This is a genomic window from Botrimarina colliarenosi, assembly GCF_007859955.1.
GTDB classification, from domain to species: Bacteria; Planctomycetota; Planctomycetia; order Pirellulales; family Lacipirellulaceae; genus Botrimarina; species Botrimarina colliarenosi.
In genome coordinates, this window is record NZ_SJPR01000001.1 from 298203 (window position 1) to 313655 (window position 15453).

The following is a 15453-nucleotide window of genomic DNA, read 5'->3' on the forward strand; positions in this document are numbered from 1 at the left end:
GGAGAGGGCGCGTCGGGTACCCGGGGGGAGAGGGCGCGTCGGGTACCCGGGTTCTTCACCCCTCCCCGACCCTCCCCATCAAGGGGAGGGGGTTAAGCTCGCTCACTCAACCACAGCAAGGATGTCCGATTCGCTCATCAGCAGGTACTCCTGGTCGTCGATCTCGATCGTCTCAGGGGCGTAGCTGGTGAAAAGAACCTCGTCGCCGACCTTGACCTGCAGCTCGCCGCGACCGCCGTCGTCCAGGAGCTTGCCGGGGCCGACGGCGACAATGGTGCCACGGTTCGGCTTTTCCTTCGACGAGTCGGGCAGGAAGATGCCGCCCGCGGTCTTGTCCGCCAACTCAACACGCTCGACGACAACCTTGTCGCCCATCGGCTCGAGCTTGACCTTGCCCTTTTTACTGGAGACTGGCTTCTTAGTGGCGGTCGCCATCGGCGAGATCCTCACGTCAGGGGATGGGGGATGTGAAAGTTGTTAGTCGATCGGGAGCCGACGTTGCCGCCGGGCCACCCGCTGACAGTTGTCTTTAAGCACTGGCCCCAAGCGCACCGGTAACCCCGGGCGCCACGGACGCAGTCGTGGGCGGGTAGAAGCAACTCGGGCGCCAATGCCAGCGAGAGTGCTGTCGACGGTCGTAAGTCTTTATCCAGTAGAGGATTGCGTCCACAGGCAATCCTCGCCGCCGGCCGCCTCGCCCTGTCATTCTGACCCCTGCTCTTCGGCATACGGCTCGGCGGAGCCGGGAACGCTGCCAGAATGGCGCCCGGTGGTGGGAGGCATTCTCCGCCCAAGTCCCCTAGAATGACGCCCACCTCGAACCGCTGCAGTTGTCAGCCCGTCCCGCTGCGTCGCGGATTTGCGGGTTGGGCAGCGCCCGCGACGCGACCCCTTCCCCTCCGGAGACTGTTCCCATGTTCCGCCCCTCCGCTCGCTTTGCTCTCGCCCTGCTGGCGCTGGTCGCCCTCGGGTTGGCCCTTCCTTCGCACGCCGAAGCGCGGCGTTACCGAACGATTGTCCGTCGCGCGCCGGTCGTCTACGCCGCTCCGGTGGTGGTCCGCCGCGCGCCGGTTGTGGTCCGCGCTCCTTATGTGGGCGTCGGTGTCGGCTACGGCCGGGTCCGCGTCGCCGCCCCGGGCGTCGGTGTTTACCTCGGCTGGTGAGCCGGCGACTTGATGGCTCCCTGACAACGACAACGAGCCGCTCTCTACCCGTGGGTAGAGAGCGGCTCGCTTTTTTTGGCGCGCTACGTGCACCTAACTACTACCGGACGTTCGCCGTTCCCCTCGGAGGACGATTCCCCCTGCAACGTAACGTTTTTCGACAATTCACCCTGAACCCTGAGAAGGCAGGGTGGTCGTCGTTGCCCCAAACATCCGGAGAATGCAATGCATCGCCAACGATTTTTATCGGCTTCCCTCATGGCCCTCAGCGTCGTCGCCATGCTGGCGATCCCGGCCGTCGAGGCGCAGGCCCGTCTCCGTGGCCGCTACTTCGGTCCGCGAGTGCGCTACTCCACGCCTTACGTCGGCGGCCGCTACGGCAGGTACTACCGTGGCCCCGTTGGCTACCGATCGGGGTACCGCGGCCGCGCCTATGGTTACGGCGGGTACGGCTATGGGTATGGCGGGTATGGACGCGGGGTAACGATCGGCGCGCCGGGAGTCGGCGTACGCGTCGGCTTCTGAGAGAAAACGAAGCAGCCGTAACCATTAGAAACGCCAGCAGGCCGCCGACCGTGAACGGTCGGCGGCTTCGCTTTTAATAGGCGGCGTCTTCAAACCGGGGCCAGGGCGCAGTCCCCTTCAGTCGCCGACTCGTGGAGCTCCAGCCCTTCACGGATCGCCATCGCCAAATCAAAGGGGGGGCACGGTTTGCTGAAGAAGCGGAAGACACGCCCCTCATTGATCGCACGCATCGTCGTCTCTGGGGTGGTGTGGCCGGTGAGGACAATTCGGACCACTTCCGGACAATTGCGGGCGATCCAAGCGAGCAGCTGCGTGCCCGACTGCCCCGGCATCCGCTCATCGCAGACGATCACGCCGATAGGATGCGACTGGATGATCGCCTTCGCCTCTTCGCCGGAGCGAGCGGTTAGCAGTCGAAACGGCTGACCCCGCAGCGATCGGCAAATGCCGTGTAGAAGGTTGGCGTCGTCGTCGACCAGCAGGACATCTCTAGCAGGCATGTCGCCCTCCGGGGATTCGAATTAAGATTTCTTCAGACAGCCGCGCTCGTCAAACGCCGATGCGCTGCGCCGCGATTTTGTCGGCCATGTCGGCGGCGACGAGGACGGGGATGGGTAGTTTCAGGTCGTGGGTAGCGCCGTAGCTCGTGAGGCGCCCCCGGAGCGAAGCGGTCACTTCGTGCCCCCGAGCTACCAAGACAATGCCACTGGTGGTTTCGACATCCTCCACCAGATACATGCCGTCGCGGAGGTCGGCGAGGGTGACCTCCATCGAGCGACGCGTGTCGTGCCTGGCGACGACTTTCTGCAGAGCCTCGATGGCGATCTCGGCGCTGTTCGGGGCGTGGCTAACGATCTGGTGCAACGCGTCCGCCCGCGGCAATCCGCGATCCGTCGTCAAGTGATCGAATTCCAATACGACCGCCAAGAGCGAGGCGTTGCGACGGACGTTGACGGAATCGCTCTCGGTCGGCGACTCGTCGTCCGACTGCAGAACCACGGCTCGGGCGATCGACTCTAGTCGCGGCGCCTCGCCGATGAGGTCGGCCGCGATGCGATACTGTTGGCTGACGAGGATCTGCTCCGCGTCGGTGAGGGGGTCTTCCCTGCCGAGCTTCTGCAGGAGGGCGTCCGTCATGGTGACCGCGCCAAGTTGAGACAGCGACGCGGCGATCTCGAGCTCCCACGGGTCGGCGATCTCGATCGCGTCGGCGACTTCGCGCGCCAGCGAGCGCAGCCGCGTCGCCCGACCGAATGCGGAGGGGTTAACGAGCGACAGCACGTGCGTCAGCATCGAGACGACGCCGTGGACGGTTTGAGCCATGAGCTCACGCTCGGCGCGGAGCCGGCGGTGCTCATCGATGCCGTCTTGGATGGCCAGCTCGAGTTCATCGGCCTGGCACGGCTTATTCAGAAAGCGGAACACCCGCGCAACGTTGACCGCTTTCACTGCGGTCGCCTGGTCGGCGTTGCCGGTCAGCATGATGCGGATGCTGTCGGGCGACAGCTCAAGCATCCTCGCCAGGAAGCCCGCCCCATCCTCGCGCGGCATCGTCATGTCCGAGACGATGACGGCGAACGGCCCGAGGAAATTGACGGCCGTCACCCCCTCTTCGCTACAGAGGGCGGTCTCGACATCGAACCGACGCCGCAGCCGGCGTTCGTACGCCTTTAAGACGTTCGGGTCGTCGTCCACGAGCAGGACGCGTTCGGGAGGAGTCATAGCGGATTCTCGTCGTGTCGAGGTGGGTTGGCTGTGCGTCTGGAACTTACGCGTTAGCGGGCTTTACGGCGTCGAGCCAGACAGCCGGCCGATCGCCCAGGCCGACCTGATCGAGGTAGCCCCGATCCCAGTCGGCTTCGTTGTCGACGAGCACTTCCGCGGCGTGAATGGCGGTGAGCGCCTCGAAGCGGTCCGACCGCGAGACGCTAGGCTCGTGATGCAGCGCCACGGCTTTGACAAGTGGCGCCGGCAGCCCCCAAAGCTGGAGCAGGTAGCCTCCCACCTCGCAGTGCGTCGCGCCGAACAGTTCTCGCTCGCAGTCCGTCAGCCGGTTAGGTTGATCGGCCGATTCGGAAACGAGTCGGGCGTAGTCCCCCGGTCGATGCTGCGCGAGAACCAGGCGGCCCACGTCGTGCACCAAGCCGCCGAGGAAGACATCACTCAGGTCGTCACCGCTGAGGTGTTCGCATTCGGTCGATGCGAGATCGCGCGCCCGGACCGCCACCCGCATGGAATGGTCCGTCAGACGGGCGAGAGAGAACCCGCCGAGATCGCGTCCCTCGAACTGACGGAAGACTCCGGTCGTCAGCACGAGCGGCCGGATCACGCCGAGCCCTAACAACGCCACCGCGTGGGGCACGTCGGAGACCCGCACCGGCAAACCAAAGAACGACGAGTTCACCAGTTGCAAGATCTTGGCCGACATCCCCAGGTCGCGAGAAATGATCTTCCCTGCGGTCTGCACGCAAGCCCGTGCGTTTGCCATCTCCTCCACCAATTCGGTGTAGACCTCCGGAAGCATCGGGAGCGAATCCACCGCCTCGACCAAACGCCGCACTTCCGTCGATCGTACGCGCGAATGCAGTTCAAGCGACGCGTCGATCGCCTCGGTCAGCAGCACGGGGTCGCAGGGCTTGGCGAGGTAACGGTGCGCCGGACCGACGGCCCGCAGGGTCATCTCCTGATCCGAATGCCCCGAGAGAATCATCCGGACCGTGTCGGGGTACAACTCGCGAACCCGCGTGAGCAACTCGGCCCCGTCCATCCCCGGCATCCGCATGTCGGAGACGACGACGTCGACCGGCGTCTCGGCGAGTCGTTCCAACGCCGAGGCGCCGCTCTCGCAGAACGCCATCTCCCATCCCCCCCGTCGGGTGCGGAGCATCCGCCGCAGACCCGAGAGGATGTTTGGCTCGTCATCGACAAACAGGATCGAAGGCATGGGATAGCGACCTTGTGGGTAGGAGGCGAGGGCGGTGGGTGGGTTCGGCTTTCTGCGGAGCGTTCTTATTGCCTACGTCTCGTCGCCGAGGGGCAGACGGATGACAAACGTGGTTCCTTCCCCAACCCGCGTCTCAACGCCGATCGTGCCGCCGTGCTTATCGACGATCACCGAACGGGCGATCGCGAGACCTTGCCCGGTGCCGACGCCGACGTCCTTCGTGGTGAAGAAGGGATCGAACACCCGGCCCAGGATCGCTTCGGGGATGCCGCAACCGGTGTCGCTGATCGAGAGCACCGCCTCGTCGGCCTCGCGGCGCGTGGCCACGCGGAGCACTCCTTTCTCGCCCGAATCGCCAACGACTTCGCGGATGGCGTGGGCGCCGTTCACGATCAGGTTGAGGACCACCTGGTTAAAGTCGCCAGGCAGGCAGGGGACCGCGGGGAGCGATTCGTCGAAGTCGGTCTCGATCGTCGCGACATACTTCCACTCGTTGGTGGCGACCGTCATGGTGTTCTGCACCGCCGCCGCTAGGTCGATCGGGGTCTTCGCCGCCGAACCCGGGTGCGAGAATTCCTTCATCGCCCGAACGATGGTCGCGACGCGATCGATCCCCTCGAGCGATTGGTCGATCGCCGAGCCGAGCTCTTCTTTAAGATATGCAACGTCGTATTCCTCGGCGGCCTGCACCGCCGCCGTGAGCGCCGCGGCGGCGTCGCCGCCGGTCCGCACCGCCTCGGCGAGGGCTTCGTAGGCCTCGAACGCACACAGCAGGTCGGTCACCGCTTCCTGGACAAAGCGTGTGTTGTCGCCGACGTACTGCGTTGGCGTGTTGATCTCGTGGGCGATTCCCGCCGAGAGCTGACCGATCGATTCAAGCTTCTGCGCGTGGGCCAGTTGCGACTGCAACTCGCGGCGTCGCGAGATGTCGTGGATAAACACATTGAAGACGAACGACGCCCCATGGCGCATCGTCGTAACCGACACCTCGGCGGGCAGCTCGCCACCATCGTGGCAGCGGGCGTTGACTTCGAGTCGCTTGCCCTGCTTCGGATCGACCGCCAGTAGACGCAGGCCGCCTGGGCGGTTGGTGGTGGGATCACCTGGAAGGATCGTCTCATCCAGCGACATGCCGACGACCTCGTCGCGGCTCCATCCGAAGAGCCGCTCGGCGTTGGCGTTCCACTCGATGAGGACGCCCGAGGCGTCGGTCGAGAGGAAGGCGTCGTTCGAGGTGTTGATCACTTCGCGCCAGTCGATCCCCTTGGGGTCGCACTTTGGCGTCGTCGGAGCCGCCTCGAACTCGCGGAGTTCGGCGCGCAGTTTCTCGAGTTCGGCCTCGGCGACCGGATCGACCAGCAGGGCGGTCATGGGCGTCTGGGGTGGCTCGGGGGAGGAAGAGAGAGGACTTTGGGAGGTTTCGACGTTTGAAAATTCGACGCCATCAGGCGGGGTTGTTGTGGAGCCCGGCGGGGTTGTTGTGGAGCAAGTCGCGGACAGTTGTCAGCAGCGTCCGCCATTCAACCGGCTTGTCGAAGGCGGCGGCGACGCCCATCCGCTCGAGGCGGCGACGCTCTTCGGGCGTGATGTAACCGCTCACGACAATGAGGGGGACACCCATCGTCGCCGAGTTATGGAGCAGGCACTCCAACAGGTCGCGGCCTTCCCAGCGGGGCATGCGCAGGTCGGTGATGATCAGGTCGGGCTTCCGCGTCACCGCCAGCCAGTAGCCCTGCATGCCGTCCGACGCCGGGACCACTTCGTACCCCTTGCGGCGGAAGCGGCGCGTCATTGCGGCGGTGACGTTGGCGTCGTCGTCCACCCACAAGAGGCGGCCCCGCGAGGGGGGACGGCGCCGCCTCTTCGGACGGCTCGACTTGGCTGGGGCCTCTCCACCATACAGTTTGGCGGGGGCGTCGGCGGTGGGAGCGATCAGCGTCATATCGTTCGGGACCAGATGGGAGAAGAGAGGAAACGCCTACCGGCAATCGGCAGGTCGATCGAAGAGAACAGCCCCTGGGCGCACCGGCGCCGCCATCTTGGGCGAGCCGGGCGTGTGTGTTAGGAGAGCCGGACGACCACGGGGGGCCGTCAGCCGGCGGCTCGCGGGGGGGCGAGCAGAGACGGCAAAGGAGCCGCCGGGCGAACGCTCTCTAGTGAAAACCTATGTCACAAACCGCCCTGATGTCGGCGAATCGATGTGTGGGTATCCACACCTCGTCGTCGGCTTTGGCGCCGCGACTTTGGGCGGGACTAGACCCCGCTCCCGACCCCATCGGTCGCTTGGTCCGACGCGCCCAGGTATCCCGTCAGCAGGATAGCCGCGACGAACGCGGTCCGTGGCACAAGGAACAGCAACGCGACCGCGATTTCAACCACGGCGATCTTCTTGATCAGCGGGATCGAGTAGCCGAGGTGGTCCATCATCTCGGCCTTCCCGTCCCATTCGACGATCTTCCCCGCCGCACTGGGGCCGCAGAGGAAGACCACGATCAAGACGCTCAGCGCCCAACCCGCAATCCGCCGCGCCTTTGAGGGAGTCGCCATCGCTAGTTCCTTAGCTCGGGTTGCTGAACGGTTTGGGCAGCCGAAGGGCGGCAGTATTACGCAGCGACCGCGGGCCGTAAAGCGATCGCGACGGATCACTGCCTGTTCGTTCTAGCCGCGCCGGCCCTCACGCCCTGCGTGAATCCACGGCGCTAGGACCCGCGTGAGCAGCGGCATCACGCCCCACGTCAGCGTCACCACCGCCAGGGTGATCGTCACCGCCGCCTTCAACAGGTAGGGCGCCCCCGCCAGCGGCTTGGCCAGCAGCCACGTCCACAGTAGCACCGTCGGGTAGACCCCGATCCAAGTCACAATCGCCATCTTCCAGCGCGGCGGCGGGGCGCCGAAGCCGCGGAAGAACGCCTCGAGCCCCGTCAGTTCGCGGCGGACACCGTCCCCTTCGACCAAGTGGGCGACGCTCTCTTGGAACTCCGCGAAGCGGTCGGAGGCATAGAACGCGTCGCACGCCTCGCGGTTGTCGAATGTCCGCAGGATGCCGTACTCACCCCGTGTCGAGCCGGGCAGCGGGCCGATGAGCTGCACGCCCGCCTCGCCCGGGTCGTGGCTCGACTCGATCGCGAACGCGCGCGACGCCCGATCGAACTCGGCCTCGCAGCCCGGTTTGACGTGCCGAGTGATCGCAACGTGAACGCGTTCCACAATCGTTTGAGAGGGTAGCGGGGGAAGGGGTTGCCGCCCGGCCGCGGGGTCCGATGACCCTGTCGGCAACGGCGGCATGAGGTGCTGGGCGATCAACCTATCCTACAAGCCCTGGACGCCGGCCCGGCAGGGTCGGGGCAGGCCGACTAACATGGAGCGAGCCCTTCGGCGTCGATCGACGGGCCCGAGAAGATCGCGCAACCGTGACCCCCACCTCCGGCGACTGTCGATGCGGATTAAGACGACCCTCTTCGTTGGGCTTCTGCTCTTTACTCACGTCTTGAGCGCCGCCGCGCCGGCTGCGCCGCCGAACCTCGTGCTGGTGTTCATCGACGACATGGGATGGGGCGACCTGTCGTGTTTTGGCGGCGGCGCGGGCGACACGCCCCACATCGATCGCCTCGCCGAGGAGGGAATCCGATTTGAGCAGTTCTACGTCAACGCGCCGATCTGCTCGCCGTCGCGGTGTGCGATCACGACCGGCCAGTACCCGCAGCGGTGGGACATTACTTCTTATCTCGATAACCGCGGAACGAACGCCCGCCGCGGCGTCGCCGACTGGCTCCGCCCGAAGGCGCCGTCGCTTGCGCGAACGCTCAAGCAAGGCGGCTACGCCACCGGGCACTTCGGCAAGTGGCACCTGGGTGGCCAACGCGACGTCGGCGATGCGCCGCTCATCCGCCGCTACGGATTCGACGAGTCGCTCACCAACTTCGAAGGCCTCGGCGCCCGCCTCCTGCCGCTCGGCTACGACCACGCCGGCCGGCCGCCGCACCGGCACGCCCTCGGCTCCGACACGCTCGGACGGGGGCCAATCTTCTGGCGCGACCGGGCGTACATCACACGCGACTTCGTCGACGCGGCCGCCAACTTCATCCACGGCGCCGCCGAACGGGGCGAGCCGTTCTACGCCAACCTCTGGCCCGACGACGTCCACTCGCCGTTCTTCCCGCCGCTCGACCGCCGCGGCGACGGCTCGAAGCGCGACCGCTATCTCGGCGTGCTGCGGTCCATGGACGAGCAGCTCGGCGCGCTGTTCAACCTCATCCGCAACGACCCGCGGTTGCGCGACAACACGCTCGTGCTCGTCGCCTCGGACAACGGCCCCGAGCCGGGCGCCGGGTCGGCCGGCCCGCTGCGTGGCTCGAAGGGGATGCTCTACGAAGGGGGCGTCCGCTCGCCGCTGATCGCGTGGGGCCCTGGGGTGCTCGACGCCGGCGCCGCGGGCCGCGTCAATCGCGAGTCGGTCTTCGCCGCGTTCGACCTGCCGCCGACGCTGCTTGAGATCGCCACCCTCGGAGAGTATGCCGAGAAGACCGATATCGAGTACGACGGCCAAGCCCTGCTGGCGGTGCTCCGCGGCGAGTCGGAAGCGTCGCGCGACGAGCCGCTCTTCTTCCGCCGCCCGCCCGACCGCGACGCGTTCGCCGGTGTGGGCGACCTCCCCGACCTCGCGGTGCGCGACGGCCGTTGGAAACTACTTTGCGAGTACGACGGCACGGCGCCACAGCTCTATGACCTGGGGGCCGACCCCGGCGAGAGCGATAACGTCGCCGCCGCCAACCCCACGGTCCTCGAGTCGCTCACTGAGCGGCTGCTCGAATGGCACGAAGCCATGCCGAAGGACCGCGGCGCCGAGCTCGCGGAGCGACGGGCGGGGAAGTCGTAGGGATCGGAATCCAAACGCCCCTCGAACATCGTGTTTCGGCAGGGTTGGCGGCGCGTCGCCAGGACGACGTTGCCGTGGGCAGCGTATTCCTCTGGCGTCGCCCGGCCCGGTTCGCTAGCGTCCGCGCGGATATTCGACCCCCCAAAAGGCCGAAGTGGATGCTAGCAAACCGCGCGCTACGTCTCGCCGCCCCCCTTCCACTCATCGCCGCCCTGCTGCCGCTCGCGGCCGGCTGTGCGACCGTGGTTAGCGGCCGGACCGCGGAGGTCGCTTTGCATTCGAATCCGCCGAACGCCTACGCGACCGTCCGCGACCTCGAAGGGAACCTGGTCGCCCAGACCATGACGCCCGGCGTCGTTGAGCTGAAGCGGGGCCGGACGTGGCTCCGGCCGGCCAAGTACCACGCGACGTTCGAGAAGCCGGGCTACGTCACCACCGAGGCGCCCCTCCACAGCAAGTTCAACCCGTGGGCGATCGGTAACCTGGCGATCGGCGGCGGGCTCGGCCTGGGCGTCGACCTCGCCACGGGCGCCGCTTGGAAACCAAAGCTCGCGACGCTCGAGCAATCGCTCGCCCGGGTCGACATGACGCAGGGGGGCGCCATAGCGACCAACGCCGCCCCGCCGGTGCGGATGGCCAGCGGGACCGCCGACATCTCCGACCGCCGCTAATCGGACCGCGGTTTGGTCTTCAACACCGAACGCTCGGCCCAGCCGATCAGCGACAGGATCACCAGCGCAAGCACAACGGTCGTAACGGCGATATTCCACCGGCCGGCGCCGCACGTGAGGCCGATCGCGCCGGCCATCCAGATCGTCGCGGCGGTCGTCAGCCCCTCGACGTCACCCTGCGACTTGAAGATCGAGCCGGCTCCCAAGAAGCCGATGCCGCCGATAACCCCCGCCACGGTGCGGAGCGGATCGAAGCGGATCTCTCCACCCGCCGACTCGGCGATCGCGATCGCCTCGCGGCAGAGGTCGTGCGACAGCAGCATGACCGCGGCCGCCCCGACGCTCACCAACATATGGGTGCGTAGCCCGGCCGGCTTATCGCGCGACTCGCGTTCAATCCCGACCACCGCCCCGCCGATCGCAGCGGCGACAAGACGAAGCACGTCCTGCCAGAGTGGAAGGTCGGCGTCCAACATTCTCTTCGGTCCTCTGGAGGGTCACTTGGCGAAACGACGGCTGCATCGTGGTAGTGGGGGGGCTCACGCCGCGGCCGTTCTTTCGGCACGTGACTTGCTGAATTAGTTATCGCAATGCACTCCTTGCACCAAGAACTCTAACCGATCACCGGTTGGGGGTCAGCGGACGCCGCCACGCGAAGATCAGGCGCGTCAGCCCGTCGAGGTATGCCCAACTCCGTTGATGGCTGGCTTTCCGCGCCTTCGTCAGCCGGAGGAAACGCCCGCAGGTCCGCCGGCCGACGCGGGTGGGTGACTCACGGACAGTGGCGGCGTCCGTCCCCCCAACCCTTGTAGTCGTTTCACCTACGCCCCCAGCCCTCGCAACAGCGCCCCGTCAACAGCGCTCCGTCAACAGCCGCCCGTTAACGGATTCCCGTGAGCCGACGGCGCTAGCCGCGGGTGAAACAGGTACCCGCCCCACCCACCGCCAATGGGCTCGCAGCCGGTTCAAGCGGGTCCACGCCCAGCCCCGGCAGGGGCGGCAGCGCGTAGCCAGGGGCGCAAGCCCCTGGACCCGATCACGCAGCAAGCGAAAAGCCCCGGAGGGGCGACAGCAGGCCGGCAAGCCCGAGTTGCTGTCGCCCCTCCGGGGCTTCGTCCGTAGGGCACGCCGCCTTCCAGGGGCTCGCGCCCCTGGCTACGCGCTGTCGGCCCTCCGGGCCTTTCTTAGGTGACCCCTGCTCAGCGATCGTTCGAAGTTGTGTCCCACCGGCGTGTTCGCGTAGGAATTCGCGCCGGGCGGGGCGGGTGTGGCTGGGGAGGAAGGCGTTAGCCAAAGCCCCTACCGTCCTGCGGGTGGAATCTTCTTTGGTGATTCGCTGGGGGGCTTGCTTCGCTGCGTCCCCAGACGCCCGGCGCCCCCTAGGCACCTAGCGGCGATCCTGACCAACTAGATAGCGTCAGGTGACAGATCGACAAGCTCTGGATATGTGAACCAGTAGGTAATTTCAGTCTCGTCACTCCAGGTAATCTGGTATCGAAAGCTTTGTGAGCGATGCGCTCCTGATGCGTCCTTGTACTCGATATTTCCGGTACCCAGAGCGCTGTTGCCGCGTTTGTAATCGTCGATACACCACGGCAGGCTGGCAATTGCAGCGGTCCCACCAGATGGGATATTGGATGGGATTGTTACAAATGCGTGCGCTCGCTCCGTCGTAACTTCCTCACGCTTTCCATCAGATATGAGTTGGCACGTATTGCCCCAATCAACTCTTACTTCAAAGGCAGTTCCAGGGCCGTAGTTTGATATTTCTGGACCGAATTGCCGCTTTGCGGGATGAACCTGCGTGAACTCTCTATTGCCATCTTCGCCTTTGCCGACCTGCACTGTTACGAATTGGTGAGTAAATCGAATCTCCACAGCAATGGCGGCAGCTTGCTGGCCCTCTTGCAGTTGTCTCTCAGCGAACAGTTGACGGTCGAGTTCAAGCTTGCGAAGTTCGCGGTCATTGCGAATCTCGGACAGCGTTATGGCATTCTGGATCACGGCTATAGCTAGACCTAATGCGGCCAACATCCCCGCACACCATTGCGCCCAGTTGCCGGGTTCTAAATCTGGACCTCCACTAAAGAACTTAACCATAACTGACAGTCGGGCTCGTAGTTTTGTAGGTCAGTCTGTGCCAGACGCCTTCATTTCATTCGCGGCGATTCGCGTTATTCGCGGTTCCTTCCCCTTTCTTGGGGCAAGCCATTCGCCGATGGCGCCCGCGGCTAGCGCCGTCGGCTCACGTTCCGCACGGCGGGCGCTCACAGGTCGGTCTTGATCGCCAGCTCCTTCAGCTGCTTCGCGTCCACCAACCCCGGCGCCTCGGTCATCAGGTCGGTCGCCTTCTGTGTCTTCGGGAAGGCGATCACGTCGCGGATGTTGTCGAAGCCGCCGAACAGCATCACCATCCGGTCGAGACCCAACGCGATACCGCCGTGCGGCGGGGCGCCGTAGGCGAGGGCTTCGAGCAAGAACCCGAAGCGGTCCTGGGCCGTCTCCTTGTCGATGCCGAGCAGCCCGAAGACTTTCGATTGCACCTCCGGGTCGTGGATCCGGATCGTGCCGCCGCCCGCCTCATAGCCGTTGATGATCAGGTCGTACGCCTTGGCGCGGCACTTGGCCGGGTCGTCGTCGAGGTGGTCGACGCTGTCGTCGAGCGGCGCCGTGAACGGGTGATGCATCGCCGACCACTTGCCGATCGCCTGCGGGTTGTCGGCGTCCTCGGTCCGCTCGAACATGGGGAACTGCACGACCCACGAGAAGTTCATCGCCTTGGGGTCGTAGAGCTTCATCTCCTCGCCGATCTTCTTCCGCAGCCCGTGCAGCACCTTGCAGGTGCCGAGCCACTTGTCGGCCGAGAAGAGGACGAGGTCGCCCGGCTTGGCATCGAGGCGCGTGCCCATCTCGGCCCGCAGCTCTTCGGAGAAGAACTTGGCGATGTTCGAGTCGAGCACCCCCTCCTCGTTGACGCGGAAGTAGGCGAGGCCCTTGGCGCCGAGGCCCTTCACGAACTCGGTCAGCGCGTCGATGCCGCGGCGGCTGTAGTGGTTGGCGCCACCGGGGACGCAGATCGCCCGGACGTGGCCGCCGGCGTCGGTGACGCTCTTGAAGACGCCGAAGTCGCTCTGCGGCGCGAGGTCGGTGAGGTCGACGATCTCGAGGCCGTAGCGCAGGTCGGGCGCGTCGTGGCCGAAGCGGCGCATCGCCTCGTCGTAGGTCATCCGCGGCAACGGCGTCGGCACGTCGATGTCCAGCAGGTCCTTGGCGAGCTTGACGACGAGGCCGTCGATCAGCGTCATGATGTCGTCGTCGTCGATGAACGCCATCTCGAGGTCGAGCTGCGTGAACTCGGGCTGCCGGTCGGCTCGCAAATCCTCATCACGGAAACAGCGGGCGACCTGCACATAGCGGTCGTAGCCGGCGATCATGAGGATCTGCTTGTAGAGCTGCGGCGACTGCGGCAACGCGTAGAACTTGCCGTGGTGGACGCGCGACGGCACCAGGTAGTCCCGCGCCCCCTCGGGCGTGCTGCGGCCGAGGATCGGCGTCTCGACGTCGATGAAATTGAGATCGGCGAAGTAGTCGCGCATCCCTTTGGTGATCTTGTCCCGCAGGATCATTGCGCGCTGCATCACGGGGCGACGCAGGTCGAGGAAGCGGTGCTTGAGCCGCAGGTCCTCGTTGGGGATCTCGGTGATCGATTCGCTCGGCGAGACCGGGGGCGCCTTCGACTTGTTGAGCAACTTCAGCTCGGTGACGCGCAGCTCGATCTCGCCCGACGCGTGCTTGCGGTTGGCCATCCCCTCGGGGCGCGGCTCGACTTTGCCGGTCACCTGGATGACGTACTCGGCGCGGAGGTCCTTCGACGCGTCGATGATGTCCTGCGGCGTGTCGGGCGGGTTGAACACCACCTGGGTGATGCCGTACCGGTCGCGGAGGTCGACAAAGAGGCCGCCGCCATGGTCGCGATACGAATCGACCCAGCCACAGAGCGTGACGGTGGTTCCCTTGTCGGTCAGGCGGAGGTCGCCACAGGTGTGGGTGCGAAGCATGAGAATTGCGGAAGTCGGATTGCGGATTGCGGAATCGACCGCTGTCGAGCCGCGCCCGGTAGGAAGCGGAGGCATAAAGCGAAACGGCGATTGTATTTGCGCCCGACGCCGCGGAGAAGCCGACCCCCGCGTCATTCCGCCTTCCCACGTCCCCCTTCCGCCTTCGCCCGCAGCCATTCGCCCAGCCGCCGCATGCCCTCGGCCGTCGAAATGGCCGGCCGGTAGCCGAAATCGCGGTTGGCGGCCTCTTTGTCGAACCAGTGGTCGGTCGCCAATTGGCGGGCGACGAACCGGGTCATGCGGGGCTCGCTCTTGAAGTCTCGGAGAGCCCACTGCTTCGCTTCCAGCACCGCGCCGGCGGCGTAGGCGGCCGTGGCCGAGACCGATTTTTTAACCGGGGGGAGCTCGACGAGGGCGAGGATCTCATCGACCCACCGCCACAGATCGACCGGCTCGTCCTGGGTGACGAAGTACGCCTTGCCGGCGTTCTTGGGCTCGGGCAGCGCCAGCTCGTCGGCCGCCAGCAGGTGGGCCGCCGCCGCGTTCTCGACGTAGACCATGTCGACCCGGTTGCCGCCGGGGCCGACCCGCCGAAGCTGCCCCGCCCGGGCGCGCTCAACAAGCCGCGCCGTCAGGTGATGGTCCCGCGGCCCCCACACCAAGTGCGGCCGCAGCGACGTGGTCCGCAGCATGCCACTGCCGGCGACATCGCTGCCGTCTTGGGTGAGCACGAACTGCTCGGCAATCGCCTTCGAGTGCGGGTAATGCGCGAGCCACCGCGTCGGGTACGGCGCGTCGGCCGTGACGCCCCGTTGGTCGGCGCCGTCGAAGACCACGCTCGGGCTCGAGGTGAACACCAGCTGCGTGACGCCCTGCTCACGGCACGCGCCGAGGACGTTGAGCGTGCCGTGGACGTTGGCCTGGAAGTAGTCGAACCACTTCCCCCAGACGCCGACCTTGCCGCCGATATGGAAGACGCCATCGACCTCTTCGCAAGCGGCGAGCACCGTCGCCCGATCCGCCAAGTCGCCCTGCCGCATCTCGACGCCGAGCCGCACAAGTTCGGGATAATCGCCCCGCGCCAGCCCGCGCACGACGTCGCCGCGAGCAATCAATTGCTCGCAAACGAAGCGGCCCAAAAAGCCGCCGGCGCCGGTGACGAGGTAACGAGGCAAGGCAGTGGGAAGTGGGAAGTGGGAAGTGGGAAGTGGGAAGG

General features: G+C 66.0%; 16 protein-coding genes. 4 read left to right on the top strand and 12 right to left on the bottom strand.

Annotated elements, in window-relative coordinates:
• Positions 1-102 precede the first annotated feature (102 nt).
• A complete protein-coding gene (locus Pla108_RS01195; protein WP_146441738.1) occupies positions 103-435 on the bottom strand; it encodes a co-chaperone GroES in 333 nt (110 codons plus the stop codon).
• 479 nt (positions 436-914) lie between these two features.
• On the opposite strand from Pla108_RS01195, the gene Pla108_RS01200 reads away from it, so the two are divergent.
• Complete coding sequence (locus tag Pla108_RS01200) at positions 915-1163, top strand: hypothetical protein (RefSeq protein WP_146441741.1); 249 nt, start codon at positions 915-917, stop codon at positions 1161-1163.
• Positions 1164-1388: 225 nt separating this feature from the next.
• On the top strand, positions 1389-1688 hold the full coding sequence (locus Pla108_RS01205) for a hypothetical protein (protein WP_231934236.1): 300 nt from the start codon (positions 1389-1391) through the stop codon (positions 1686-1688).
• Positions 1689-1777: 89 nt separating this feature from the next.
• Here Pla108_RS01205 and Pla108_RS01210 read toward each other — a convergent pair whose 3' ends face one another.
• From Pla108_RS01210 to Pla108_RS01240, 7 genes are all read right to left on the bottom strand, one after another.
• Positions 1778-2188: a response regulator gene (locus tag Pla108_RS01210; RefSeq protein WP_146441746.1), complete on the bottom strand. Its 411-nt coding sequence runs from the start codon at positions 2186-2188 to the stop codon at positions 1778-1780.
• 49 nt (positions 2189-2237) lie between these two features.
• Positions 2238-3410 carry a response regulator gene (locus Pla108_RS01215; protein WP_146441749.1) on the bottom strand — a complete coding sequence of 391 codons (1173 nt, stop codon included), beginning with the start codon at positions 3408-3410 and terminating at the stop codon, positions 2238-2240.
• Positions 3411-3456: 46 nt separating this feature from the next.
• Positions 3457-4632 carry a response regulator gene (locus tag Pla108_RS01220; protein WP_146441752.1) on the bottom strand — a complete coding sequence of 392 codons (1176 nt, stop codon included), beginning with the start codon at positions 4630-4632 and terminating at the stop codon, positions 3457-3459.
• 72 nt (positions 4633-4704) lie between these two features.
• A complete protein-coding gene (locus tag Pla108_RS01225) occupies positions 4705-6003 on the bottom strand; it encodes a two-component system sensor histidine kinase NtrB (protein WP_146441754.1) in 1299 nt (432 codons plus the stop codon).
• 73 nt (positions 6004-6076) lie between these two features.
• The gene (locus tag Pla108_RS01230; protein WP_146441757.1) at positions 6077-6574 is read right to left on the bottom strand and encodes a response regulator; all 498 of its coding nucleotides are present in this window, start codon (positions 6572-6574) and stop codon (positions 6077-6079) included.
• A 311-nt stretch (positions 6575-6885) separates the two neighbouring features.
• Positions 6886-7179, bottom strand: a complete 294-nt coding sequence (locus Pla108_RS01235; RefSeq protein ID WP_146441760.1) for a DoxX family protein — start codon at positions 7177-7179, stop codon at positions 6886-6888.
• Between the two features lie 111 nt (positions 7180-7290).
• Positions 7291-7839, bottom strand: a complete 549-nt coding sequence (locus tag Pla108_RS01240) for an antibiotic biosynthesis monooxygenase (RefSeq protein ID WP_146441764.1) — start codon at positions 7837-7839, stop codon at positions 7291-7293.
• A gap of 229 nt (positions 7840-8068) precedes the next feature.
• On the opposite strand from Pla108_RS01240, the gene Pla108_RS01245 reads away from it, so the two are divergent.
• Positions 8069-9508 carry a sulfatase-like hydrolase/transferase gene (locus tag Pla108_RS01245; protein ID WP_146441792.1) on the top strand — a complete coding sequence of 480 codons (1440 nt, stop codon included), beginning with the start codon at positions 8069-8071 and terminating at the stop codon, positions 9506-9508.
• Between the two features lie 158 nt (positions 9509-9666).
• Positions 9667-10179, top strand: coding sequence for a hypothetical protein (locus tag Pla108_RS01250; RefSeq protein ID WP_146441795.1), 513 nt, complete (start codon positions 9667-9669; stop codon positions 10177-10179).
• On the opposite strand, the gene Pla108_RS01255 is transcribed toward Pla108_RS01250, so the two are convergent.
• From Pla108_RS01255 to Pla108_RS01270, 4 genes are all read right to left on the bottom strand, one after another.
• Positions 10176-10655 carry an MgtC/SapB family protein gene (locus Pla108_RS01255; RefSeq protein ID WP_146441798.1) on the bottom strand — a complete coding sequence of 160 codons (480 nt, stop codon included), beginning with the start codon at positions 10653-10655 and terminating at the stop codon, positions 10176-10178. The two genes, Pla108_RS01250 and Pla108_RS01255, sit on opposite strands and share 4 nt — an antisense overlap.
• A 931-nt stretch (positions 10656-11586) precedes the next feature.
• A complete protein-coding gene (locus Pla108_RS01260) occupies positions 11587-12279 on the bottom strand; it encodes a hypothetical protein (protein ID WP_146441801.1) in 693 nt (230 codons plus the stop codon).
• A 167-nt stretch (positions 12280-12446) separates the two neighbouring features.
• Complete coding sequence (gene aspS, locus Pla108_RS01265; RefSeq protein ID WP_146441805.1) at positions 12447-14237, bottom strand: aspartate--tRNA ligase; 1791 nt, start codon at positions 14235-14237, stop codon at positions 12447-12449.
• 131 nt (positions 14238-14368) lie between these two features.
• Positions 14369-15412, bottom strand: coding sequence for an NAD-dependent epimerase/dehydratase family protein (locus Pla108_RS01270; RefSeq protein ID WP_146441809.1), 1044 nt, complete (start codon positions 15410-15412; stop codon positions 14369-14371).
• Positions 15413-15453: the final 41 nt, after the last annotated feature.